Source organism: Stenotrophomonas sp. YJH_SMC_16 (genome assembly GCF_059367875.1).
This window is the reverse complement of record NZ_JCAFRH010000012.1, coordinates 45,818-67,529: the sequence shown is the minus strand read 5'-3', so window position 1 is coordinate 67,529 and position 21,712 is coordinate 45,818. Positions and strand designations below refer to the sequence as shown.

General features: G+C 65.6%; 19 protein-coding genes and 6 tRNA genes. 8 read left to right on the top strand and 17 right to left on the bottom strand.

The window, feature by feature from the left end:
* Window positions 1-93: 93 nt before the first annotated feature.
* The 9 genes from clpX to AC5P6E_RS19850 form a co-directional block, all read right to left on the bottom strand.
* Window positions 94-1,383, bottom strand: coding sequence for an ATP-dependent Clp protease ATP-binding subunit ClpX (gene clpX, locus AC5P6E_RS19890; RefSeq protein ID WP_019336555.1), 1,290 nt, complete (start codon window positions 1,381-1,383; stop codon window positions 94-96).
* A 126-nt stretch (window positions 1,384-1,509) separates the two neighbouring features.
* Window positions 1,510-2,136 carry an ATP-dependent Clp endopeptidase proteolytic subunit ClpP gene (clpP, locus tag AC5P6E_RS19885; protein WP_004146318.1) on the bottom strand — a complete coding sequence of 209 codons (627 nt, stop codon included), beginning with the start codon at window positions 2,134-2,136 and terminating at the stop codon, window positions 1,510-1,512.
* A 77-nt stretch (window positions 2,137-2,213) separates the two neighbouring features.
* Window positions 2,214-3,509 (bottom strand): trigger factor, encoded by a 1,296-nt coding sequence (tig, locus tag AC5P6E_RS19880; RefSeq protein ID WP_010483893.1) that lies wholly within the window; start codon window positions 3,507-3,509, stop codon window positions 2,214-2,216.
* Window positions 3,510-3,698: 189 nt separating this feature from the next.
* A tRNA-Leu gene (locus AC5P6E_RS19875) sits at window positions 3,699-3,783 on the bottom strand.
* A gap of 141 nt (window positions 3,784-3,924) precedes the next feature.
* Window positions 3,925-4,233, bottom strand: a complete 309-nt coding sequence (locus tag AC5P6E_RS19870) for a hypothetical protein (RefSeq protein WP_010483896.1) — start codon at window positions 4,231-4,233, stop codon at window positions 3,925-3,927.
* Between the two features lie 420 nt (window positions 4,234-4,653).
* Window positions 4,654-4,729: transfer RNA gene (locus AC5P6E_RS19865), tRNA-Lys, on the bottom strand.
* A 197-nt stretch (window positions 4,730-4,926) separates the two neighbouring features.
* A tRNA-Lys gene (locus tag AC5P6E_RS19860) sits at window positions 4,927-5,002 on the bottom strand.
* Between the two features lie 79 nt (window positions 5,003-5,081).
* Window positions 5,082-5,158 (bottom strand) — tRNA-His (locus AC5P6E_RS19855).
* Between the two features lie 168 nt (window positions 5,159-5,326).
* Window positions 5,327-5,458 carry a hypothetical protein gene (locus AC5P6E_RS19850; RefSeq protein WP_019336556.1) on the bottom strand — a complete coding sequence of 44 codons (132 nt, stop codon included), beginning with the start codon at window positions 5,456-5,458 and terminating at the stop codon, window positions 5,327-5,329.
* A 527-nt stretch (window positions 5,459-5,985) separates the two neighbouring features.
* On the opposite strand from AC5P6E_RS19850, the gene AC5P6E_RS19845 reads away from it, so the two are divergent.
* A complete protein-coding gene (locus AC5P6E_RS19845) occupies window positions 5,986-6,906 on the top strand; it encodes a hypothetical protein (RefSeq protein ID WP_049454898.1) in 921 nt (306 codons plus the stop codon).
* Between the two features lie 75 nt (window positions 6,907-6,981).
* Complete coding sequence (locus AC5P6E_RS19840) at window positions 6,982-7,401, top strand: hypothetical protein (protein ID WP_019336558.1); 420 nt, start codon at window positions 6,982-6,984, stop codon at window positions 7,399-7,401.
* A gap of 324 nt (window positions 7,402-7,725) precedes the next feature.
* Here AC5P6E_RS19840 and AC5P6E_RS19835 read toward each other — a convergent pair.
* Window positions 7,726-7,802, bottom strand: a tRNA-Arg gene (locus AC5P6E_RS19835).
* Window positions 7,803-7,841: 39 nt separating this feature from the next.
* A tRNA-Pro gene (locus tag AC5P6E_RS19830) sits at window positions 7,842-7,918 on the bottom strand.
* A gap of 180 nt (window positions 7,919-8,098) precedes the next feature.
* Between AC5P6E_RS19830 and AC5P6E_RS19825 the strand changes: the two genes are divergently transcribed.
* On the top strand, window positions 8,099-8,857 hold the full coding sequence (locus AC5P6E_RS19825; RefSeq protein ID WP_019336559.1) for a Bax inhibitor-1/YccA family protein: 759 nt from the start codon (window positions 8,099-8,101) through the stop codon (window positions 8,855-8,857).
* Between the two features lie 60 nt (window positions 8,858-8,917).
* Here AC5P6E_RS19825 and AC5P6E_RS19820 read toward each other — a convergent pair whose 3' ends face one another.
* From AC5P6E_RS19820 to grxC, 6 genes are all read right to left on the bottom strand, one after another.
* On the bottom strand, window positions 8,918-9,667 hold the full coding sequence (locus tag AC5P6E_RS19820) for a sulfite exporter TauE/SafE family protein (protein ID WP_053442571.1): 750 nt from the start codon (window positions 9,665-9,667) through the stop codon (window positions 8,918-8,920).
* Between the two features lie 25 nt (window positions 9,668-9,692).
* On the bottom strand, window positions 9,693-10,601 hold the full coding sequence (locus AC5P6E_RS19815; RefSeq protein ID WP_053442570.1) for a LysR family transcriptional regulator: 909 nt from the start codon (window positions 10,599-10,601) through the stop codon (window positions 9,693-9,695).
* Between the two features lie 53 nt (window positions 10,602-10,654).
* On the bottom strand, window positions 10,655-11,398 hold the full coding sequence (locus AC5P6E_RS19810; RefSeq protein ID WP_019336562.1) for a cysteine hydrolase family protein: 744 nt from the start codon (window positions 11,396-11,398) through the stop codon (window positions 10,655-10,657).
* A gap of 200 nt (window positions 11,399-11,598) precedes the next feature.
* Complete coding sequence (locus tag AC5P6E_RS19805) at window positions 11,599-12,603, bottom strand: isocitrate dehydrogenase (protein ID WP_019336563.1); 1,005 nt, start codon at window positions 12,601-12,603, stop codon at window positions 11,599-11,601.
* A gap of 319 nt (window positions 12,604-12,922) precedes the next feature.
* Complete coding sequence (locus AC5P6E_RS19800; protein ID WP_004154542.1) at window positions 12,923-13,315, bottom strand: carboxymuconolactone decarboxylase family protein; 393 nt, start codon at window positions 13,313-13,315, stop codon at window positions 12,923-12,925.
* Window positions 13,312-13,602 (bottom strand): glutaredoxin 3, encoded by a 291-nt coding sequence (gene grxC / locus AC5P6E_RS19795; RefSeq protein WP_010483913.1) that lies wholly within the window; start codon window positions 13,600-13,602, stop codon window positions 13,312-13,314. The genes AC5P6E_RS19800 and grxC overlap by 4 nt, the downstream gene beginning before the upstream one ends.
* 142 nt (window positions 13,603-13,744) lie before the next feature.
* Here grxC and AC5P6E_RS19790 point away from each other — a divergent pair, with 142 nt between their 5' ends.
* From AC5P6E_RS19790 to ppx, 5 genes are all read left to right on the top strand, one after another.
* Window positions 13,745-15,391, top strand: coding sequence for a M48 family metalloprotease (locus AC5P6E_RS19790; RefSeq protein WP_010483915.1), 1,647 nt, complete (start codon window positions 13,745-13,747; stop codon window positions 15,389-15,391).
* A 116-nt stretch (window positions 15,392-15,507) separates the two neighbouring features.
* Complete coding sequence (gene phoB, locus AC5P6E_RS19785; RefSeq protein WP_005408258.1) at window positions 15,508-16,197, top strand: phosphate regulon transcriptional regulator PhoB; 690 nt, start codon at window positions 15,508-15,510, stop codon at window positions 16,195-16,197.
* Window positions 16,198-16,303: 106 nt separating this feature from the next.
* Window positions 16,304-17,635: a phosphate regulon sensor histidine kinase PhoR gene (gene phoR / locus AC5P6E_RS19780; protein WP_005415460.1), complete on the top strand. Its 1,332-nt coding sequence runs from the start codon at window positions 16,304-16,306 to the stop codon at window positions 17,633-17,635.
* 4 nt (window positions 17,636-17,639) lie between these two features.
* Window positions 17,640-19,727, top strand: a complete 2,088-nt coding sequence (gene ppk1 / locus AC5P6E_RS19775; RefSeq protein WP_019337026.1) for a polyphosphate kinase 1 — start codon at window positions 17,640-17,642, stop codon at window positions 19,725-19,727.
* 297 nt (window positions 19,728-20,024) lie between these two features.
* Window positions 20,025-21,551, top strand: coding sequence for an exopolyphosphatase (gene ppx, locus AC5P6E_RS19770; protein ID WP_010483920.1), 1,527 nt, complete (start codon window positions 20,025-20,027; stop codon window positions 21,549-21,551).
* The last annotated feature ends 161 nt before the right edge of the window (window positions 21,552-21,712 follow it).

The window sequence follows — 21,712 nt, the reverse complement described above, 5'->3', positions numbered from 1 at the left end:
GACAAAAAAAGCCGATGGCCCCGTTATGGGGCCATCGGCTTTCAGATGCAAGGCATTCCTTGAAAATCCTTTCCAATCAACAACCTGGAAGGATCACTCAGCGCCTGCGGCCTTCTGTTCAGGGGCCGCCGGGGTCTGGTAGATCAGGTACGGCTCGGACTTGTGCTCGATCACCGATTCGTCCACCACCACCTTGCTGACGTTTTCCTGCGACGGCAGGTCGTACATGGTGTCCAGCAGGACCGATTCGACGATGGTGCGCAGGCCACGGGCGCCGGTCTTGCGCTTGAGCGCCTTGCGGGCGATGGCCGACAACGCGTCCGGACGGAACTCCAGTTCGACGCTCTCCATCTCGAACAGCTTCTTGAACTGCTTGGTGATGGCGTTCTTCGGCTCGGTCAGGATCCTGATCAGGGCCGGCTCGTCCAGCTCCTCCAGGGTCGCCACCACCGGCAGGCGGCCGACGAACTCGGGGATCAGGCCGAACTTGATCAGGTCTTCCGGCTCGACTTCGGCCAGCACCTTGCCCACTTCCTGCTTGCGCTCGCTGCTCTTCACCTTAGCGCCGAAGCCGATGCTGCCGACGTCGGTGGAACGGGCCTGGATCACCTTGTCCAGCCCGGCGAACGCGCCGCCGCAGATGAACAGGATGTTCTTGGTGTCCACCTGCAGGAACTCCTGCTGCGGGTGCTTGCGGCCGCCCTGCGGCGGAACGCTGGCCACGGTGCCTTCGATCAGCTTCAGCAGGGCCTGCTGCACGCCTTCGCCGGACACATCGCGGGTGATCGACGGGTTCTCGCTCTTGCGCGAGATCTTGTCGATTTCATCGATGTAGACGATGCCCTGCTGTGCCTTTTCGACGTCGTAGTCGCACTTCTGCAGCAGCTTCTGGATGATGTTCTCCACGTCCTCGCCCACGTAACCGGCTTCGGTCAGCGTGGTGGCATCGGCCATGGTGAACGGCACGTTGAGCAGGCGGGCCAGGGTCTCGGCCAGCAGCGTCTTGCCCGAACCGGTCGGGCCGACCAGCAGGATGTTCGACTTCGCCAGTTCGACGTCGTCGTTCTTCTGCCGGCTCTCGATGCGCTTGTAGTGGTTGTACACGGCCACGGCCAGGGTGCGCTTGGCGCGGTTCTGGCCGATCACGTACTGGTCGAGCACCTCGAGGATCTCGCGCGGCTTCGGCAGCGAACTGCGCGCCGACTGCGCCTTTTCCTCAAGTTCCTCGCGGATGATGTCGTTGCACAGCTCCACGCATTCATCACAGATGAACACGCTCGGACCCGCAATCAGCTTGCGCACTTCATGCTGGCTCTTGCCGCAGAAAGAGCAGTAGAGGATCTTGCCGGTGTCCGTGGAACGACCTTGGCGGTCTTCGCTCATGCTTCGCTTACCCAGTTACCCCACCCGCTGAACGGGGGTTCGATTCGAGAATAGCACAGGGCCGAGGGGACACCAGTCCCGCCCGACCCTGCAGGAACGGGGCCTCCATGGCCCCGTGAAGGCCGGTCAGCCGGCCTGGATCGACTCATCCGGACGACGCTCCAGGACCTGGTCGACCAGACCATAGGCCTGCGCCTCGAAGGCGCTCTTGAAGTTGTCGCGCTCGGTGTCGCGGGCGATCGTCTCCAGCGACTGGCCGGTGTGCTTGGCCAGCACCTCGTTCAGGCGCGAACGCAGGGTCAGGATCTCACGCGCGTGGATGTCGATGTCGGTGGCCTGGCCCTGGTAGCCACCCAGCGGCTGGTGGATCATCACGCGCGAGTTCGGCAGCGCATAGCGCTTGCCGGCTTCGCCCGCGGCCAGCAGCAGGGCGCCCATCGAGGCCGCCTGGCCGATGCAGGTGGTGCTCACATTCGGCTTGATGTACTGCATGGTGTCGTAGATCGCCATGCCGGCGGTGACCACGCCACCCGGCGAGTTGATGTAGATGTTGATGTCCTTTTCCGGGTTCTCCGATTCCAGGAACAGCAACTGCGCCACCACCACGTTGGCCATGTGATCGTCGATCGGGCCCACGAGGAAGATCAGGCGCTCCTTCAACAGGCGCGAATAGATGTCGTAGGCACGCTCGCCGCGGCTGGTCTGCTCGACCACCATCGGAACCAGGTTCAGGGCTTTGGTTCGGTTGTCCATTACGTGAGGTACCTATCTTGGGGGGGCAACAACCCCGCGCCGGCAAAGGCGCGGGGCATCCGGTGATCCGCCCGGGCTTACTGGCGGATCGCGTCCTGGAACGACAGCTTCTCTTCGGTGTGCTGGGCACGCTCGGCGATCCAGTCGATCACCTGCTCTTCCATCACACGGTTCTGCAGGCCAGACATCAGCTGGGGGTCGTTGCGGTACATCTCAATGACCTGCTCCGGCTCTTCGTAGGTCGAAGCGATCAGACGCATCGTTTCGTTCAGGCGCTTGGCTTCCAGGCGCAGGTCGTTGATGCGGGCCACTTCACCGACCAGCAGGCCGACCAGCACGCGCTTGGCGGCCGCTTCCTTGAAGCCTTCGTGGGCATCGGCCGGGATCTCGCCGACATTCTGGCCATTGCGGCGGATCTGCTCGACCTGCTGGGCCAGCATGGCGCGGGCTTCGTTCTCGACCAGGCGCGGCGGCATTTCCACCGAGGAATAGGCGGCGATCAGCTGCTCGCCGACCTCGCGGCGCAGGCGGTTCATCAGGGCACCCTTCAGCTCGCGCTCCAGGTTGGCGCGGATGTCGCTGCGGAACTGCTCCACGTCGCCGCCCTTCACGCCGAAGCTCTTGATGAAGGCTTCGTCGACCGCCGGCACGACCGGCTCGGAGACTTCGGCAACCTTGACGGTGACCTGCACGGTCTTGCCGGCCAGCACCGGCACGCGCCAGTCAGCCGGGAACTCGACGTCCAGGGTCTTCTCTTCACCCTTGGCCAGGCCGACCAGGCCCTTTTCGATGGTCTCGAACATCATGCCCTGGCCGAGCACGATCGAACCCTTCTCGGTGCCTTCGGCCGGCAGGCGCTCTTCGCCGGCCTGCGACCAGGTTTCCACCGCGACCAGGTCACCGTCCTGCGCGCCACGGCTGACCGGGGCCCAGGTACGACGCTGGTTCTGCAGATTCTCGATCATCTGGTCGATGTCGGCGTCGGTGATCTCGGCGGTATGGCGCACGACGGTCAGCTTGCTGACGTCGATGTCGCCGAAGTCCGGCACCACTTCCACGGTGGCCACGAAGGAGAACTCACCCTCGTCGCCCTTGTCGATGCGCGGGCTGCCGACGATGCGCAGGTCGTGCTCGCGCACGGCCGCGTCGAAGGTTTCGCGCAGCAGGCCGTCCAGCGCCTCACCACGGACCTGCGCGCCGAAGCGCTGCTCGATCACCTTGGCCGGCACCTTGCCCGGACGGAAACCCTTGATGCGGGTGGTACGGGCGATTTCGCCCAGGCGGCCGACGATGTGGCTCTGCAGACGCTCTTCCGGCAGCGAGAAGCTCAGGCGGCGTTCCAGGTTGCCGGTGGATTCGATCGAAGCTTGCATGTTGACTCCTGCCACCGGTGGCCCACGCCCCCGGCTCGATGATTGGGATGAAACGGTTGTAAGGACACGACGTCTGGGACGCGCCTGCTTGCCGCAGCCCTTTAGTTTCGCCCAATTCGGCCTGCACTGCCAGCGCGTGCCGGTCAAGTGGGCGTCGATGGCCCGATCAGGGCGGGGACAGGCCGGCACTGGTGCGAAAGGGGGGACTCGAACCCCCACGCCTTGCGGCACTGGAACCTAAATCCAGGGCGTCTACCAATTCCGCCACTTTCGCGTGGCCGGCTCAGGCATTCATTGTCGCAGGCGACGGCGGGAATCGGAAGGCCTGCACAAAACTGAACATGACAGCCCTGTGCTCATTGCCCGCGCCAAAGGCCGCCCCGAAGGTCGTGCGACCGTTCGGGACGGCGGCGACTCAGTGCTTCGCCTCGGCAGGGGACGCAGGTGCGTCAGCGCCCTGCCCGGCCGCCACATCCACCTTGCGGATGTCCACGCCACCCTTGTCGGTGCGACGCAGCCCCATCGCCTCCGGCGCAGCCTCACCCTCCACCGGCTGCGCCGGCTGCATCTGCATGGTGTCACCGACCGGGCGCGCCGGAACCGCCCCTGTACCTGCATCGCGCTCCATGGTCTGCGCCGGATCACGTTCCGGCGCGCAGGCCACCAACACCAGCAACGCAAATGAAACCCACAGCCCCCGGCGCAGTCGTTTCATATCGGCCATCAGGATCTTCCTTCGTACATGCATGCGCTCTCGGCGCGGAAGATCCATTGGGTGCGATGAAGGGCGCAGCGCGGTGAGAAGCAGCGCACAGCATTGAAAACACTGATGACGCGTATGCCCCTGATTTCAGCATCGCTTCAGTAGATCCACGCCATGCGCGGATGAAACGCCACCCAGCGAACAGGCAAGAAAAAAGCCACTTGGCGAACCAAGGGGAAGCTGCTGCGCATTCGCGCCGCAGCCCCACGCTTTGCATGGCAAAGTGCGGGCCCCACTTCACCAGCCCCCACATCCCCGCGGCTTCGCCGCGCCCCCTTGACTCAAGGGGGCTCCACTCCAGCCAGCACCGCTGGTATCTGCAGACGCCACCCGGCGAACAGGCAAGAAAAAAGCCACTTGGCGAACCAAGTGGCTTTCGTCTGGTGGGCTGTCAAGGATTCGAACCTTGGACCTATTGATTAAGAGTCAACTGCTCTACCAACTGAGCTAACAGCCCGAAATCGGGGCGCGAATTATGACCCGATCCGCTCGGTGGGTGCAAGCACTTTTTTCAACGTGGTTGAAACCAGCACTGCGGTCCCGCTGCTGCTGCAGATCCGCGCCGAGCGGGTTCTGCAACGCGTGACCCATCGAAACGATGGGAGTCACACCTATAAGAAAAAAGCCACCTGGGGTACCAGGTGGCTTCTGTCTTGGTGGGCCGTCAAGGATTCGAACCTTGGACCTATTGATTAAGAGTCAACTGCTCTACCAACTGAGCTAACGGCCCGTGAAACTCAGACGCACATTGTAGCGTGCTTTCTGTTTATTGCAATACCGTTTCGGCTGCGCCGATGCGGTTGAATCAGTGGGGTGGCTGAGGGGATTCGAACCCCCGACCACCGGAATCACAATCCGGTACTCTAACCAACTGAGCTACAGCCACCACTGAAACTTTCGCTCCACCGCCGATGAGGCTGACGTTGGAACTTGATGCTTTGCTACAGGGCCGAACCAGAAGTCCGTCCCCCGAAGCGAGTCCGGTATTTTCCGGGAGTCGCGAAGGAATTGCAAGCACTTCTTCACATTGATGTGCAGGGGCCGGAACAGGAGATCAGAGCTGCTCGGCCGAGATCACACGCACGGCGTCCCCGTGCTCGTCCAGGAATGACAGCGTGGCCTCCCCCTTCGGCGTGACCTGCAACTGCTGGCGCGGCTGGCCCGCTCCGTCGAGCAGCTGAAACATCGCATTGTGCGACTGCGTCCTGCCAGGAAACACACGACGGGTAATGGCTTGCACACCTGCGCGTGCAAGCGCTCATCTTCGGCCGAGAACATCGGCCGCCGCTGTCCATCGGCAACATCGTTTCGATCACGTCGATCGACGCACTGCGTTGGTCCGTCGCCCCGTCAGAAGGCCAGTCAACGCCAGCGAGGTGACACCGCCGCAGTACAGGGCAAGCCGCCGTTGGCAACTGCGCAGACGATGCACTTCGGCCAGCACCTGCTCTACCTCTCCCGCGCCTTTCCAAACTGCATCTCATGCCGAGCGCCAGAAGGTGCGTGCCGCCTGCGCCGAAGGTCAGGTGCAGGCAAACAGCTCGCCATGGTCGGACGCACTCCCGACGGCGTGAACGATTGGTGAACGAATCGTGAATGAATCTCAAACGGGAATGGGGGAGATCCATTCATACAACGTTAGCTGCAGGACATGGAACGCGAGGCGCACGTTTGCAACCATGCCGGTTCCTGCAATGAAGGTGAGATCAATAGATGAGCAAGCGGCTAATCGGATTCGTCACGCTGGCAGCGGTGCTGGCAGTGGCAGCCGTTGCAATGTACGGCTACCGGCAGCAGCCAGCTGCCGATGCCACGGCAGAGGAATCCGGGAACAGTGGCAGCCTTGATGAAAGGCCCGACCAGGGAAGGCAGCTTCCGGCGTCAGGTGCGGCGGCCGCGCAGAGGCTGGAGCGGGACAACAAGATCCCGCCGGGCTCGTACAAGGCGGTGGGCCCCAAAGCCTACGAGATCGTAAGAGGCAATGAGTTCCGGCCTCCCGGTGACGCGCTCGCCCACGTCAAGCAACTGATGCTGCGCTCCGAATCCGGAGATGCCACGGCAACCTACGAAATCTATCGAACCATCGAGCAGTGCCAGACCTTCATCTCGGATCGCGCTGACAAGCTGGCGGATTCAGCCACCACGGTCGGGTCCGGCAACTGGTTCCTGGAGCGATCGGAACGAATCCTCAAAGAGTGCGAGTCGCTGGCTCTGGATCAGGACATCTATCACGCCGATTGGCTTTCGAAGGCCGCCGCCATGGGCTCGCAGGAAGCGATGCGCGCTTACTCGCGATCGCCGGAGAAAGTCATCGGTTCGCTCGATGACGCAATCCGTGATCCCGCGGCGCTCGAGGCGTGGAAGGACACCGCCACCGGATATCTGCGCGAACTGGAATCACAAGGGAACGTCAATGTCATCAGCGACATGGCGATGGCCTACACGTATGGCGGCATCGTTCCTGCGGATCCCGTTGCCGCCCTGGCGTACACCCGCGTCCTCAACCGGCTGGACCCACGTTTTGCCACCACCACTGACATTGCCAACCATGAGAAAAACCTGAGCAGCCAAGAGAAAGAGAAAGCCCGCATTTCATCGAACGAAATCTTCAAGAACTGTTGCATCCCACGATAAGGACCTATTGTGAAAGCTAGACTGATTGGGATTATCCCTTCGCTTGGTAGAAACTCCATTCCCGCCATTGCAGGCGTGCTGCTGTTCATGGCGGCCGGGAGCCTTCAAGCGAAAAAGCTTCCTGGCGTCATCAACTGCACCGCCGGATGCACGCTGACAACCCCGTATCCCGATCCGGTGACCAACCAGCAGCTTTCCCAAGAGGTGCAGAAGCTCAATGACGGCCGGACCACCGTCTGGACAGCCCAGACGCGAGTCCAGACCGGCGATGTCCTGACCGTCTGCAACGGTATTTCCTGCGTCAACTACACGTGGCGAGGTGCAGGTTTCGACTCCGGCGAAGTGATTTCGACCGTCCTCCCGCCCAACTCCCGGGGCGGTGGTGGTGGCGGCGGTGGTGGTGGCGGCGGCGGTGGCAGCGGCCCGATCAGCGGCGGCTGCCACGGCAACTGCGGTGGCGGCAAGGTCCGGGTGGGCGAACTGGAACAGATGTGATCCATCCAGGGCGCACTCGATCAGAGTGCGACCATCGCGACCATCGCGACATGGAAAAGGCCAGCGCATAGCGCTGGCCTTTTTCGTTGCCGGGCGCATTGCCCATCCCAGGCGGTGCTGCTCAAGCACCTGCGGAGTGAGCCGATCGTCGCCAGACGCAGGTTCACCGCAACCCGCCTGGCATCACGCCGTGCGACTGCACCCCAGGCAAAGGGCATCTTTCATCGGACAAGAGGAAGGCGGAATGCTCGCCACCCAGGATTGCCCAGCCATCGAATGGGAACCGATGTTCGCGGGCGTGAGTTCATAAACCATTGATTCCAATGGCGCGCCCGACAGGAATCGAACCTGTAACCGCCGGCTTAGAAGGCCGGTGCTCTATCCAGTTGAGCTACGGGCGCCCGAACCGGAACGGTGTCCAATCCGACGTGATGTGGGATTGGTCGGGGTAGAGGGATTCGAACCCCCGACATCCTGCTCCCAAAGCAGGCGCGCTACCAGACTGCGCTATACCCCGGTCTTGCAATCCCCTCGGGCCATGCCCGGGGAGTTGGTCATTGTCGCCAAGCGCATTGGGAACTGTCAACGCGGGATGTGCAGATCCGGCGCCTGCCACAACGCCGAAAGCAGTCATCGGCTATGCTCACGCCCATCGGCCGGATGGCCGTCCAGACCCTCATTCGCACGGAGAACGCGCATGCGCAGCGGCAACCCGGCTCTTTCCGAGTCCACCTTCCTCGACCTCGCCAGCGGCTCGGTGGTGACCAGCCCCGACCAGGCAATGACCCTCAACGGCACCGTCAACAAGACCGGTTTCCTGCTGCTGTTGACCGTGCTGACGGCCGCTTTCGCCTGGAACCAGACCATCGACGACTACGGTCAGGTTTTGCCCGGTGCCAGGCTGTATGCCATGGGCGGCGCCATCGGCGGCCTGGTGCTGGCGCTGATCACCGTTTTCAAGAAGGAATGGTCGCCGGTCACCGCGCCGATGTACGCGCTGGTGGAAGGCCTGTTCCTCGGCGCCATCTCGGCCGTGTTCAACGCCAAATTCCCGGGCATCGTGTTCCAGGCCGTGCTGCTGACCTTCGGCACTCTGTTCGCGCTGCTGTTCGCGTACCGCAGCGGCCTGATCAAGGCCACCGAGAACTTCAAGATGGGCGTGGTCGCGGCCACTGGCGGCATCGCCCTGCTCTACCTGGCATCGTTCGTGCTCGGCTTCTTCAACATCAACGTGCCGGTGATCCATGACTCCAGCTGGCTGGGCATCGCCTTCAGCCTGTTCGTGGTGGTCGTGGCCGCGCTGAATCTGGTGCTGGACTTCGACTTCATCGAGACCGGTGTCGCCCAGCGTGCGCCGAAGTACATGGAGTGGTATGGCGCATTCGGCCTGATGGTGACCCTGGTCTGGCTGTACGTTGAATTCCTGCGCCTGCTGTCGAAAATCCAGCAGCGCTGAGCCGCAACATGCAATAGACGACAAAGGGCGCCCTTCGTGGCGCCCTTTGTCGTTCCTCCCTCAGCGCGCCAGCAGCACCGGCAGCGACGATGCCAGCAACGCGATGCCTGACGCGGTCAGCAGGCCCAGCACGAGCTGCCGGAAGCGCGCCTCGCTGATGCCGATGTAGACCCTTGCACCCAGCAGGGTCGGCACCAGCATGGCCGGTGCCACGATGGCGAAATACGGCAGCATCTGCCGGCTGACCAGGCCGCTGCCGACATAGGTGGCCATGGTCACCGCCAGCATCGCCAGGTTGAAGTTCTGGATGACCGCGCGCTGTTCGTCCTTGCCGAAGCCTCGCAGGGTGCTCCACAACGTCGGCACCGGCCCGGCAAAGCCGCCAATGCCACTGAGCACGCCACCGGCCATGCCAGCGATCGCATCACCGATACGGCCGCCGACGCGGACCGGAGGCAACGAGCGCGCCATCAGCATGACCGGGCACCACAGCGCCAGGAAGCCGCCCAGCAGCGCCTTGAACCAGTCCATGTCCAGCCGTGGCAGCACCATCACGCCCAGCGGAATGCCGGCCAGCCCGCCCAGCACGAAGGGCAGCAACAGGCGCAGGTTGAATCCACGGCGCACGGTGAACACAGCCACCAGCTGACCGACCAGCGCACCAAACACCGACAGCGTCGCCGCCAGCCGCGGCTCCAGTCCCCATGCCCAGAACGACATCGCCACCATGCCAAAGGCGAAGCCGGACAGGCCCTGCACGAATCCGGCGACGATCGCGCCCAGCGCGACCAGCAGATACACCGACTCCATCACCACCTCGGTTGCAGCCGCGCGACTATCCTGCCGCGCCCACCTGTGCAGCGTAGTGCGCCGCGAGGTGCTCGACCAGCGCACGCACTTTCGGCGCCAGCGCACGTGCATGCGGATACAGCGCGAAGTAGCGGCGCTGCCCGGCATGCCAGGCCGGCAACACGCGGATCAGACGACCGGCGCGCAGGTCCTCCTGTACGGTCAGTGCGGTGAACAGGCTGATGCCCATTCCGGCCAACGCCGCGGCATACAGCGCGGGCGTGGCATCCACGCGCAGGCGCTGGCCGGCCTCGATGCTCACGCTGGCACCGCGCGGCCCCTGCAGCTGCCAGGGCGGCATTGACGGCGTGGGACTGAATCCCAGCAGCGTATGTTGTTCGAGATCTGCAGCCTGTCGCGGCAGACCACGACGTGCCAGATAGGCCGGCGCAGCAACCAGGATGCGCGGGCAGCTGGCCAGTTCGCGCGCGACCAGCTGGCTGTCCGGCAGCGAGGCCGCGATACGCAGCGCCAGGTCAAAGCCACCACCGACGACATCGACCAGTTGATCATCGGCCGATAGGTCAAGCGCGACCTGCGGGTAGCGCTGCAGGAACGACGGCAGCCAATGCGGCAACTCCTGGCTGGCCACGACCTGCGGCACGCTGATGCGTACGATGCCACCGGGCTGCGCTTGCCCGGCACGCACGCGATCATCCGCTTCCTGCAGGCGATCCAGCAGCGCTGCCGCCTCGCGGTAGTAGTCGCGACCGGCCTCGGTCAGTGACAGCCGGCGGCTGTTGCGATCGAGCAGTCGCACCTGCAGATGCTCTTCCAGCTGCCGCAGTTGCCGTGACATCGCCGAATGGGTGGTCCCCAGGCGCTCGGCAGCGGCAGTGAAACTGCCTGCGTCGACGATGGCGCGCAGCGCACGCAGGGCGGCGAAGTGATCCATCGGCGAGCGACTCCAGGTGACGGGGCCCACGGCATGCGGGCCCCACCAGCTTATCAAGCGCCGTCGCCGGCCTTGCGCACCGGCAGCGCCAGGATCGCGTCGGTGTTCATGACATCACCGAAGGCGTCTTCGATCTGCGCCAGCGAGGCGTCATGCAGCGCGCGATGATCGATGCGCTGGCCACTGGCCAGGTCCAGGTCGCGGCTGGCGCTGGCATCGGACGATACGATCACCCGGTAGCCGCGCGGTGCCGCCGCCGCGTCGCGCGCAGCACCGGCCACACAGGCATGGGTCTGCAGGCCGGTGACGATCAGCGTGTCGATGCCGGCATCCTTCAGCACCGTGTCGAGCACCGCGGCCGAGTTGCCAGCGAACACGCTGACATTGTCCTTCTGCACCACGGTCTCACCCTTGCGCGGCTTCAGGTCGTGATGGAAGGCGGCATTGACGCTGCCCTGCGCGAACAGCGGTGCACCGGCCGGCAACACATGCTGCACGTGGATCACGCGGATGCCGTGAGTATCGGCGAACTCGACCACCCGCCTGGCCTGGCGCAGTGCGGCCACGCCATCGGGAATGACCATGCGGCCACCAGCAAAGCCGGGCGCGGCGCTGGCATCGAAGTATTCGTTCTGGAAGTCGATCACCAGCACGGCGGTCTTCGCTGCATCCAGCGAGGCCGCGACCGGCGCGCCGGCCATGTGGCGGATGGTGGGATGGGACGGTTCGGCGGCAGCGACCGGGGCGGTGGCGGCCATGCCGATCAGGCTGGCCAGGCCGAAGGCGGTGAGGTTCATGGGAGGGTTCCTGTGCGGCGGGTGTGGGGCACAGGATGCGGAGCGATTGGCGCACGAACCAGCCGTGCGGGGGCACATGATCTGTGCGAAAACCGCACAACCGATCATTCCGTCATCCACGCATGGCGTGGATCTACCGGAAAACGCAACGGGGCGCCCGAAGGCGCCCCGCTGGGATCCAACCGAGGCCGACCGGCCGCTTACAGGCGGCTGGCAATGGCCTTGGCGAAGCTCATGGTGGTGCCGGTGCCGCCCAGGTCGCCGGTCAGCGAGTCCTTGGCTTCCATGGTCGCCACAATGGCCTTGCGCAGGCGCGCGGCGTTTTCCGGCTGGCCGATATGGTCCAGCATCTGCGCGGCTGCCAGCAGCAGCGCACACGGATTGGCCTTGCCCTGGCCGGCGATGTCCGGCGCGGTGCCGTGCACGGCTTCGAAGATCGCCGCATCCTTGCCGATGTTGGCACCCGGGGCCAGGCCCAGGCCGCCGACGAGGCCGGCGCACAGGTCGGAGATGATGTCGCCGAACAGGTTGGTGGTGACGATCACGTCGAACTGTTCCGGACGCATCACCAGCTGCATGCAGCAGTTGTCGACGATCATTTCCTGGAATTCGATGTCCGGGTACTGCGCGGCCACTTCACGGGCGACATTCAGGAACAGGCCCGAGGTCGACTTGATGATGTTGGCCTTGTGCACGGCGGTGACCTTCTTGCGGCCGGTGCTCTTTGCCAGCTCGAAGGCGTAGCGCACGATGCGCTCGGAGCCCTTGCGGGTGATGCGGGTGCCGGAGAAGGCGGTCTCGCCGTCGGCCGACACTTCCTGGCCTTCGGCCAGGTACGCACCTTCGGTGTTCTCACGAACGGTGATCAGGTCGACGTTGTCGAAACGCGACTTGGTGTTCGGGAAGGTGTGGGCCGGACGCACGTTGGCGTACAGGTCGAAGTGACGGCGCAGGCTGACGTTGATCGAGGTGAAACCACCACCGACCGGGGTGGTCAGCGGGCTCTTCAGCGCGACCTTGTTGCGCGCGATCGATTCCAGGGTCACCGCCGGCATCAGGTCGCCGTGCTTTTCCAGGGCCACCAGGCCGGCGTCGGCGTCTTCGTACTCCAGGCCAGTCTTGAGCTGGTCGAGCACGAACAGGGTGGCGTCCATGATTTCCGGGCCAATGCCGTCGCCGCGGATGACCGTAATTTTCTGCGTCATTGATCGATGTTCCGAACAGGGGGAAAAACGCCGTCCGGACGTGCCCGGAAACGCCGGCGCAAAGGAAGTTTCACCGGCAATTATGCCTGAGCCGGGGCCGAGGTCCCAAATAGACCATGGTCCCAGTGCCCGGCTCAGGCAGAATTGCCCGCGCATTCCTCCTCTACCCCCGCCTGTCGGCGCGCCCCTTCAACAAGAAGGGGCTCTTGGGCGGTTGGATCGCGGGAAATGCCCCGGCGCGCGGCCGTGATCCGGTAGCGCCGGGCCATGCCCGGCGGCTTTTCGTTCAGGTCTCCGCCGGGCATGGCCCGGCGCTACCTCAGTGCTCGTGCGCTGCCGGGGCGGCGGCGCCGCCTTCCAGCTGGTCGAGGAAGTCGACCGCGCGGCGCAGGTGCGGGATCACGATCGAGCCGCCCACCACCAGGCCGACCGAGAAGGTCTCGAAGAATTCTTCACGGGTCACCCCGGCGTCCTTGCACTGGGCCACGTGGTAGCTGATGCAGTCGTCGCAGCGCAGCACCATCGAGGCCACCAGGCCCAGCAGTTCCTTGGTCTTCACGTCCAGCGCACCGGCCTGGTAGGTCTGCGTGTCCAGCGCGAAGAAGCGCCGCACCACTTGGTTCGGCTCGCCCAGGATGCGCTCGTTCATGCGCTTGCGGAACTCGGTGAACTCGGCGATGCGGTCCTTGCTGCCGTCGTCGGCCGCGCTCATGCCTGGCCCTGCCCGGCCAGCAGCGGCTCGAGCTTGCCTTCACGGTGCAGGGCCATCATGTCGTCGTAGCCGCCCACATGGACGTCGCCGACGAAGATCTGCGGCACGCTGGTACGGCGGGTCTTGGCCATCATCTTCTCGCGCTCGACCGGGTCCAGGTCGATGCGGACCTCGGTCCATTGCTGGCCCTTGCTCTTCAGGAAGTTCTTGGCGGCCACGCAGTACGGGCAGACGGCGGTGGAATAGATGGTGATGGCGGGGGCACCGCCGGCGGTCTGGGCTGTCACGGGAAACTCCACGATGGATCGACGGTCTACATATGGTACCGGTGCGCTGGAAATTCCACGCCACGGCCGCAACACTGTGGATTAACGAATGGTTGCCCCCTGCCCTGCCACGCTTGGCGCGCCCCGCCCGAGGACCTCCTGCTTGCGAGCCCTGCTGCTGACTACCGCCGTCACCCTGGCCCTGGCCACGCCGCTGGCCCAGGCCCAGGAGAAGCTGCCCGACATCGGCTCGTCGGCCGGCGAGCTGCTGACCCCGGCCCGCCAGGCCGAGTACGGCGCGATGATGCTGCGCGAGCTGCGCAACTACGGCTACCTGCTGGACGACCCGCTGGTCAACGACTGGCTGCAGACCATGGGCACCCGCCTCGGCTCCAACAGCGACCAGCCGCGCCAGCCGTACACGTTCTTCGTGATGAAGGACCGCCAGATCAACGCCTTCGCCACGCTGGGCGGCTACATCGGGGTCAATGCCGGCCTGGTGCTGACCGCCGAGCGCGAGGACGAGGTGGCCGCGGTGCTGTCGCACGAAATCGCCCACGTCACCCAGCAGCACGTGCTGCGCGGAGTCGAGCGCGCCCAGCGCGACCAGATCCCGATCCTGCTCGGCATGCTGGCGGCGGTGGTGGCCGCGCAGGCCAGCAACAGCACCTCCTCCGGCAACGCGACGATGGCCGCGATCAGTTCCGGCATGGGCCTGATGCAGCAGCGGCAGATCAACTACACCCGCTCCAACGAGTCCGAGGCCGACCGCCTCGGCATCCGCACCCTGTCGCGCAGTGGCTACGACGTGGATGCCATGGCCGGCTTCTTCGAGCGGATGGCATCGGCGATGCGCGGCAACGAGGGCGGCTACAGCGTGCCCGAGTTCCTGCGCACCCACCCGGTCAACATCACCCGCATCAGCGAGGCCAAGGCCCGCGCCGAGCAGATGAAGAAGGACACGGTGCTGCTGACCACCACCACCCCCAGTGGCGAGCGCAGGGAGCGCGTGGACCCGACCGATCCCAGCCTGGCCGAACCCCTGTTGCGCGGAAACAACCCGCTGCTGCCCAGCAGCGTGCTGCGCATCCCGATGGGCCAGCTCAGCCGCGGCGCCAGTGGCGACTTCGACTGGGCGCGCGAGCGCCTGCGCGTGCTCAGCGCGGACTCCACCCCCGAGCTGGAACGCGAGTACGCCGATCTGGCCAAGCGCCAGAAGGACGGCCTCAACGATGCCCAGCGCTATGGCCAGGCGCTGGCGGTGATGCGCAGCGGTCGCGCCGGCGCCGCCCAGGCCCGGCAGACCCTGGCAGGCCTGCTGCAGACCCGCCCGGACAATCTGTGGCTGGCACTGGGGCTGGGCGAGGCCGAATCGCGTGCGGGCCAGACCGCCCAGGCCAACAGCCGCTTCGAGCAGCTGCTGCGCCAGCACCCCAACAGCCGTCCGGTGGCGCTGACCTATGCCGAGATCCTGAACGAACAGGGCAGCCGCGAGGCCGGCCAGCGCGCGCAGGCCATGCTGCGGCCCCTGCTGTCGCAAAGCGGTAACGATCCGGTCTTCCAGCAGCGGTACGCCCGCGCCAGCGAACTGGCCGGCGACAGCGTGCGTGCCAGCGAGGCCTACGCCGAGGCGGCCTTCCTCAGCGGCCGGCCGGAACAGTCGCTGATGCAGCTACAGGCGCTCAAGCGCAATCCGGCGCTGGACTATGTCGGCCGGGCACGGGTGGATGCGCGCATCGAGGCGATCACCCCCACCGTGCTGGAGCTGCGCCGCCAGGGCGTGCAGGACCCGGATCTGGACCGCCGCTGAGCGCTGCATGACCGGCCGATGGCAATCCAGGCCGGTTCCGGCCAGGCAGTCACAAACATGTCATCAAACCGTAGTCTACTGGCACCACTCCAGTAACCGAGCCCTACGGTGTCCTCGTGCAGAAACGCATCCTGATCGTCGATGACGAGCCCGCGATCCGTGAAATGGTCGCCTTCGCCCTGCGCAAGGGCGATTACGAACCGGTCCACGCCGGCGACGCCCGTGAGGCCCAGACCGCCATCGCCGATCGCGTCCCCGACCTGATCCTGCTGGACTGGATGCTGCCCGGCACCAGCGGCCTGGACCTGGCCCGTCGCTGGCGCAAGGAAACCCTGACCCGCGAAGTGCCGATCATCATGCTGACCGCCCGCGGCGAAGAGAACGATCGCGTCGGTGGCCTTGAAGCTGGCGTCGACGACTATGTGGTCAAGCCGTTCTCGGCGCGCGAACTGCTGGCCCGCATCCGTGCGGTGATGCGCCGCGCCCGCGAAGATGACGAGGACGGCAGCGTGGCCGTCGGCCCGATCCGCATCGACGGTGCCGCCCATCGCGTGTTCGCCAACGACCAGCCGGTGCCGATCGGCCCCACCGAATACCGCCTGCTGCACTTCTTCATGACCCACCCCGAGCGCGTCTACACCCGCGCCCAGCTGCTGGACCACGTGTGGGGCGGCAGCGTGTACGTGGAGGAGCGCACCATCGACGTGCACATCCGCCGCCTGCGCAAGACGCTGGAACCGTTCAACGCCGAAAACATGGTGCAGACCGTGCGCGGCGCCGGCTACCGCTTCTCCACTGCTACCTGAGTCTCGTCGTGCCGGCGCCACGCACCTGCGGGTGCCGGCGCCGGCAACTCTGCTATAACCCTCGGTTCACCCCAGTGAACCGCCGCACCTCAACGACGAGATCGCAATGCCCCGCCACATCCGCTCTGCCTGGTTGAAGACCCTGGCCACCGTTGCCGCGGTACTGCTGTTCGCCGGACTGGTGGGGTGGTTCACGGGCCATCTGTGGTTGTGCATCGCACTGGGCGCACTGGCCACGCTGGCATGGCATTACTGGCGCCTGCGCAGCGTGCTGCGCCGGCTGACCGCGCGCCAGCGCTGGGACACCGCCGAAGAAGGCACCGGCGTCTGGAACGAGCTGGACCGCCTGCTGTACCGCAACCAGGTGGAAATGCGCGTGCGCAAGCGCCGCCTGCTGGACATGCTGCGCAGCTACCGCGCCGCCGCCGCCGCGCTGCCCGATGCCGTGGTGGTGCTGGATCGCAACAGCCAGCGTGTGCAGTGGTTCAACGAAGCGGCCACCGCCCTGCTCGGCCTGCATCATCCGGGCGACCTCGGCGAGGCCCTGGTCGAACGCCTGCAACCGATGCCGCTGGCGCATTGGCTCGCTGGTGGCCGCAATGCCGAGCCGATCCTGGACGTGCCCTCGCCGGTCGACCCGGCGATCCGCCTGAACCTGCGCCTGATTCCCTATTCCTCCGATTACTGGCTGCTGATCGCCCGCGATGTCAGCAAGCTGCTGCGCCTGGAGCAGGTGCGCCGCGACTTCGTCGCCAACGTTTCACACGAGCTGCGCACGCCGCTCACCGTGGTCCACGGCTACCTGGACATGATGGACCCGGAGGATTTCCCGGGAACCGGTCCGATGCTGGAAGAAATGCGCAAGCAGAGCCAGCGCATGGCCCAGCTGGTGGAAGACCTGCTGACGCTGTCGCGCCTCGAGTCGCAGGAACACAGCGAGGAAGAGACCGTGGCCATGCAGCCGATGCTGGCCACCCTGCGCCGCGAAGCCGAAGCGCACAGCCAGGGCCGCCACCAGATCAGCATCGACGATCTTGCCGGCGTTGACCTGCAGGGCTCGACCAAGGAACTGCACAGCGCCTTCTCCAACCTGGTCACCAACGCGGTGCGCTACACCCCGGCCGGTGGCCGCATCGCCGTGGAGTTCCGCCGCGAAGGCGACGGTGCCGTGCTGGCAGTGCGCGATTCCGGCTACGGCATCCCGGCCACCCACCTGCCGCGCCTGACCGAACGTTTCTACCGTGTCTCCAGCAGCCGCTCCCGCGAAAGCGGCGGTACCGGCCTGGGCCTGTCCATCGTCAAGCACATCCTCGGCCTGCACCACGCACGGCTGGAGATTGAAAGCGAGGTCGGCAAGGGCTCGGTGTTTTCCTGCCATTTCGATGCCGACCACGTGCGCCCGCGCGAGTCCGCCCCCCTGACTTCCATCGAAGAATGACGCCATGAGCAGCCTCGGATCCCTCCCCCTCCCCGTGAGCCCGGACAACGATCCGCTGCGTGACCCGGCGCTCTACATCAACCGCGAACTGTCGCAGCTGGATTTCAATTTCCGCGTGCTGGCCCAGGCGATGGACCCGCAGGTGCCGCTGCTGGAGCGGCTGCGCTTCATGTGCATCTCCTGCACCAACCTGGACGAGTTCTTCGAGATCCGCGCCGCCGCCGTGCGCCACGCGCAGGAATTCGGCCTGCCGCCGGCGCCGGACGGGATGAGCCCGCAGGCCATCCTCAATGCCATCCACGACCGCGCCGCGGAACTGGTGGACCAGCAGTACCGCTGCTGGAACGAGACGCTGCGCCCGGCGCTGATGGAGGCCGGCATCGGCGTGCTCGGCCGCCATTCCTGGACCGACCGCCAGAAGCGCTGGCTGCGCGCCTACTTCCGCAACGAGATCATGCCGGTGCTGTCGCCGCTGGGCCTGGACCCGGTGCATCCGTTCCCGAAGATCCTCAACAAGTCGCTGAACATCGTGGTGGTGCTGAAGGGCACCGACGCGTTCGGCCGCGCCGGCCATCTGGCCATCGTGCGTGCGCCGCGCTCGCTGCCGCGCATCATCCAGCTGCCGGAGAAGCTCGGCGGATCGCAGAACTTCGTGTTCCTGTCGTCGGTGCTGTCCACCTTCGTCGATGAGCTGTTCCCCGGCATGGAAGTGCAGGGGGCCTACCAGTTCCGCGTTACCCGCAACTCCGAGCTGGTGGTGGACGAGGAGGAAGTGGAGAACCTGGCGCTGGCACTACGCGACGAACTGGTCGACCGCGGCTACCGGCCGGCGGTGCGCCTGGAAATCGCGCAGGACATGCCGCGCGACATCGTGCGCACCCTGCTGCAGAATTTCGGCCTGACCGAGAACGCGGTGTACCGCATCGACGGCCCGGTCAACCTCAACCGCATCATCCAGCTGTACGACCTGATCGCGCAGCCGGACCTGAAGTACCCGCCGATGACTCCGCGCACGCTGCGCGACAGCGACGGCATCTTCGAGACGGCGGCGCGCCAGGACCTGCTGCTGCACCACCCGTTCGATGCCTTCACCGCAGTGCTGGACCTGATCCGGCAGGCGGCGATCGACCCCAACGTACTGGCGATCAAGCAGACCCTGTACCGCACCGGCAAGGATTCGCTGATCGTCGACGCGCTGATCCAGGCCGCGCGCAACGGCAAGGACGTGACCGTCGTGGTTGAACTGCGCGCACGTTTCGACGAAGAGGCCAACCTGGGCCTGGCCGATCGCCTGCAGGAAGCCGGCGTGCAGGTGGTGTACGGCGTGGTCGGCTACAAGACCCACGCAAAGATGCTGCTGATCGTGCGCCGCGAGGGCCGCAAACTGCGCCGCTACGTGCACCTGGGCACCGGCAACTACCACAGCGGCACCGCCCGCGCGTACACCGACATCAGCCTGATCACTGCCGATGCGGACATCGGCAACGACGTGCACCTGCTGTTCCAGCAGCTGTCCGGGCTGGCCTCGAAGATGAAGCTCAAGCGCCTGCTGCAGTCGCCCTTCACCCTGCACACCGGCATCCTCGGCCGCATCGAGCGCGAAACGCGCATCGCCGCCGCCGGCCGCCCGGCGCGGATCATCGCCAAGATGAACGCACTGAACGAACCGCAGGTGGTGCGCGCACTGTACGCCGCCTCGCAGGCCGGCGTGCAGATCGACCTGATCATCCGCGGCGCCTGCACCCTGCGCCCGGGCGTACCGGGCATCTCGGACAACATTCGTGTGCGCTCGATCGTCGGCCGCTTCCTGGAGCACAGCCGCGTCTACTGGTTCGGCAACGACGGCGCACCGGAGATGTACTGCGCCAGCGCCGACTGGCTGGAACGCAACCTGCTGCGCCGTGTCGAGACGTGCTTCCCGATCCTCGACCCGGAGCTGGCCAAGCGGGTCTACCGCGAAGTCCTGCAGAACTACCTGGACGACAACCTCAACGCCTGGGAGCTGGACGCCGACGGCATCTACCACAAGCGTGCCCCGGCGCACGACGAAGCCCCGCATTCTGCGCAGATGGCATTGATGCAGGGGCTGTGAGCCGGTGTGTCGACCAAGGTCGACACCTACCAACAGCAGCGGAATTCTGTCGAAGGCGGGGTGGGTCCGGTGGCAGGGGTGTGAGCCGCATGGATGCGGCGACCAAGCCCCCATGGACGGGTTAACGGCGTCCCCTGCCATCGGACCTACCCCGCCATCCTACGGATAGCCCGCTTTTGCTTTAGCCGTTGCCGTTGATTCGGCGGGTGCAGGGCGCAGCCCTGCCGCACTCCCCTCTTCCAAAATGTGAAGGCCGCGCGGTGACGAGCACACCGCCCCTTCGGCTAACATTCGTCCATGCCGCATACCACCACGACTCCGCCCGCATTGCAGGATGGCGACCTGCTGGCCGCCATCGACCTTGGCTCCAATAGTTTCCACATGGTCATCGCGCGCTACACGCTCGGCCAGCTGCGGGTGATCGACCGCCTGCGCGAGACCGTGCGCATGGCCGATGGCCTGGATGGCAAAGGTGGGCTCTCCTCCGCTGCGCGGCAGCGCGCGCTGGAATGCCTGGCCCGCTTCGGCCAGCGCATCCGCAACGTGCCGCCGCACCGGGTGCGCGCACTGGCCACCAACACCGTGCGCCAGCTGCGCTCTCCGCAGTCGTTCCTGGTTCCCGCCGAAACCGCGCTTGGGCATGCCATCGAAGTGGTCAGCGGCCGCGAAGAAGCGCGCCTGATCTACCTGGGCGTGGCCCACGCGCAACCGCCCAAGCCCGGCCAGCGCCGGCTGGTGATCGACATCGGCGGCGGCTCCACCGAGTTCATCATCGGCATGGGCATGCAGACCCTGGAGCGCGAAAGCCTGCAGGCCGGCTGCATCGCCAGCACCCGGCGCTTCTTCCCCGGCGGCAAGCTGAGCAAGAAGCGCTGGAAGGACGCACTGGCCGAGATCGGCCGCGAGTTCCAGCCCTTCGCCAGCAAGTACCGCGCGCTGGGCTGGCAGGAAGCCTTGGGCTCGTCCGGCACGCACAAGGCGATCAGCGAGATCTGCGCCACGATGAAGCTGAGCAAGGGCGCGATCACCGCCGAGGCCCTGCCCCAGCTGCGCGACGAACTGCTGAAGGCCAAGAAGATCGACGACATCCAGCTGCCGGGCCTGTCCAGCGACCGCCGCCCGATCATCGCCGGCGGCATCCTGGTGCTGGAGGCCGCCTTCCAGGCACTGGGCCTGCAGAAGCTGCTGGTCAGCAAGGCGGCGATGCGCGAAGGCATCCTGTACGACATCGTCGGCCGCGCTGGCGAAAACGACCTGCGCGATGAATCGGTGTCCGCACTCAGCCAACGCTACGGCATCGATACCGTGCAGGCCGATCGCGTGCAGGACACCGCGCTGTCACTGCTGGAACAGGTGCAGGAACGCTGGCGGCTCGATGCCGACGACGCGCGGATGCTCGGCTGGGCCGCACGCCTGCACGAGCTGGGCCTGATGATCGCGCACAGCGGCTACCACGTGCATGGCAGTTACGTACTGGAACACTCGGATATCGCCGGCTTCTCGCGGCAGGAACAGCAGATGCTGGCCGCGCTGGTGCGCAGCCATCGCCGCAGCGTAACCAAGACCGCCTTCGACGCCCTGCCCGAGCGCCTGCTGCTGACCGCACGCCGGCTGGCCGCCCTGCTGCGCCTGGCGGTGCTGCTCAATCGTGCCCATGAGGACGATCCACTGCCCGCGCTGGAACTGACCGCCGACGACAACCGCCTGTCGCTGATCGTGCCGCAGGCCTTCATCGATGCCCGGCCGCTGCTGCGCGCCGATCTGATCGGCGAGACCGACGGCATCGCCGGGCTGGGCATCCAGTTCCGGCCGTTCGTGGCCTGAGGCTCACGCTTTCCCACGAGGGGAAGAAGGTCACACACCGTTACGATTCGCGCATGCGCCCCCCGTTGACCTGCTGCGATGCAGCAGATCATGTCGGGGGAGCGCATTCAGGGCTACAGCTAAGCGACTGCTTTTGTTGAGCTTTCGTGAAATCTGACGAT

Coding starts and splice junctions, on each gene's coding strand:
- tig (WP_010483893.1), bottom strand. CDS start 3,509: ATGCAAGCTTCGATCGAATCCACCGGCAACCTGGAACGCCGCCTGAGC.
- AC5P6E_RS19805 (WP_019336563.1), bottom strand. CDS start 12,603: ATGACGCAGAAAATTACGGTCATCCGCGGCGACGGCATTGGCCCGGAA.
- AC5P6E_RS19815 (WP_053442570.1), bottom strand. CDS start 10,601: ATGGATCACTTCGCCGCCCTGCGTGCGCTGCGCGCCATCGTCGACGCA.
- AC5P6E_RS19845 (WP_049454898.1), top strand. CDS start 5,986: ATGAGCAAGCGGCTAATCGGATTCGTCACGCTGGCAGCGGTGCTGGCA.
- ppx (WP_010483920.1), top strand. CDS start 20,025: ATGCCGCATACCACCACGACTCCGCCCGCATTGCAGGATGGCGACCTG.
- clpX (WP_019336555.1), bottom strand. CDS start 1,383: ATGAGCGAAGACCGCCAAGGTCGTTCCACGGACACCGGCAAGATCCTC.
- AC5P6E_RS19810 (WP_019336562.1), bottom strand. CDS start 11,398: ATGAACCTCACCGCCTTCGGCCTGGCCAGCCTGATCGGCATGGCCGCC.
- phoR (WP_005415460.1), top strand. CDS start 16,304: ATGCCCCGCCACATCCGCTCTGCCTGGTTGAAGACCCTGGCCACCGTT.
- AC5P6E_RS19800 (WP_004154542.1), bottom strand. CDS start 13,315: ATGAGCGCGGCCGACGACGGCAGCAAGGACCGCATCGCCGAGTTCACC.
- AC5P6E_RS19870 (WP_010483896.1), bottom strand. CDS start 4,233: ATGGCCGATATGAAACGACTGCGCCGGGGGCTGTGGGTTTCATTTGCG.
- AC5P6E_RS19825 (WP_019336559.1), top strand. CDS start 8,099: ATGCGCAGCGGCAACCCGGCTCTTTCCGAGTCCACCTTCCTCGACCTC.
- AC5P6E_RS19820 (WP_053442571.1), bottom strand. CDS start 9,667: ATGGAGTCGGTGTATCTGCTGGTCGCGCTGGGCGCGATCGTCGCCGGA.
- AC5P6E_RS19850 (WP_019336556.1), bottom strand. CDS start 5,458: ATGTTTCAGCTGCTCGACGGAGCGGGCCAGCCGCGCCAGCAGTTGCAG.
- clpP (WP_004146318.1), bottom strand. CDS start 2,136: ATGGACAACCGAACCAAAGCCCTGAACCTGGTTCCGATGGTGGTCGAG.
- ppk1 (WP_019337026.1), top strand. CDS start 17,640: ATGAGCAGCCTCGGATCCCTCCCCCTCCCCGTGAGCCCGGACAACGAT.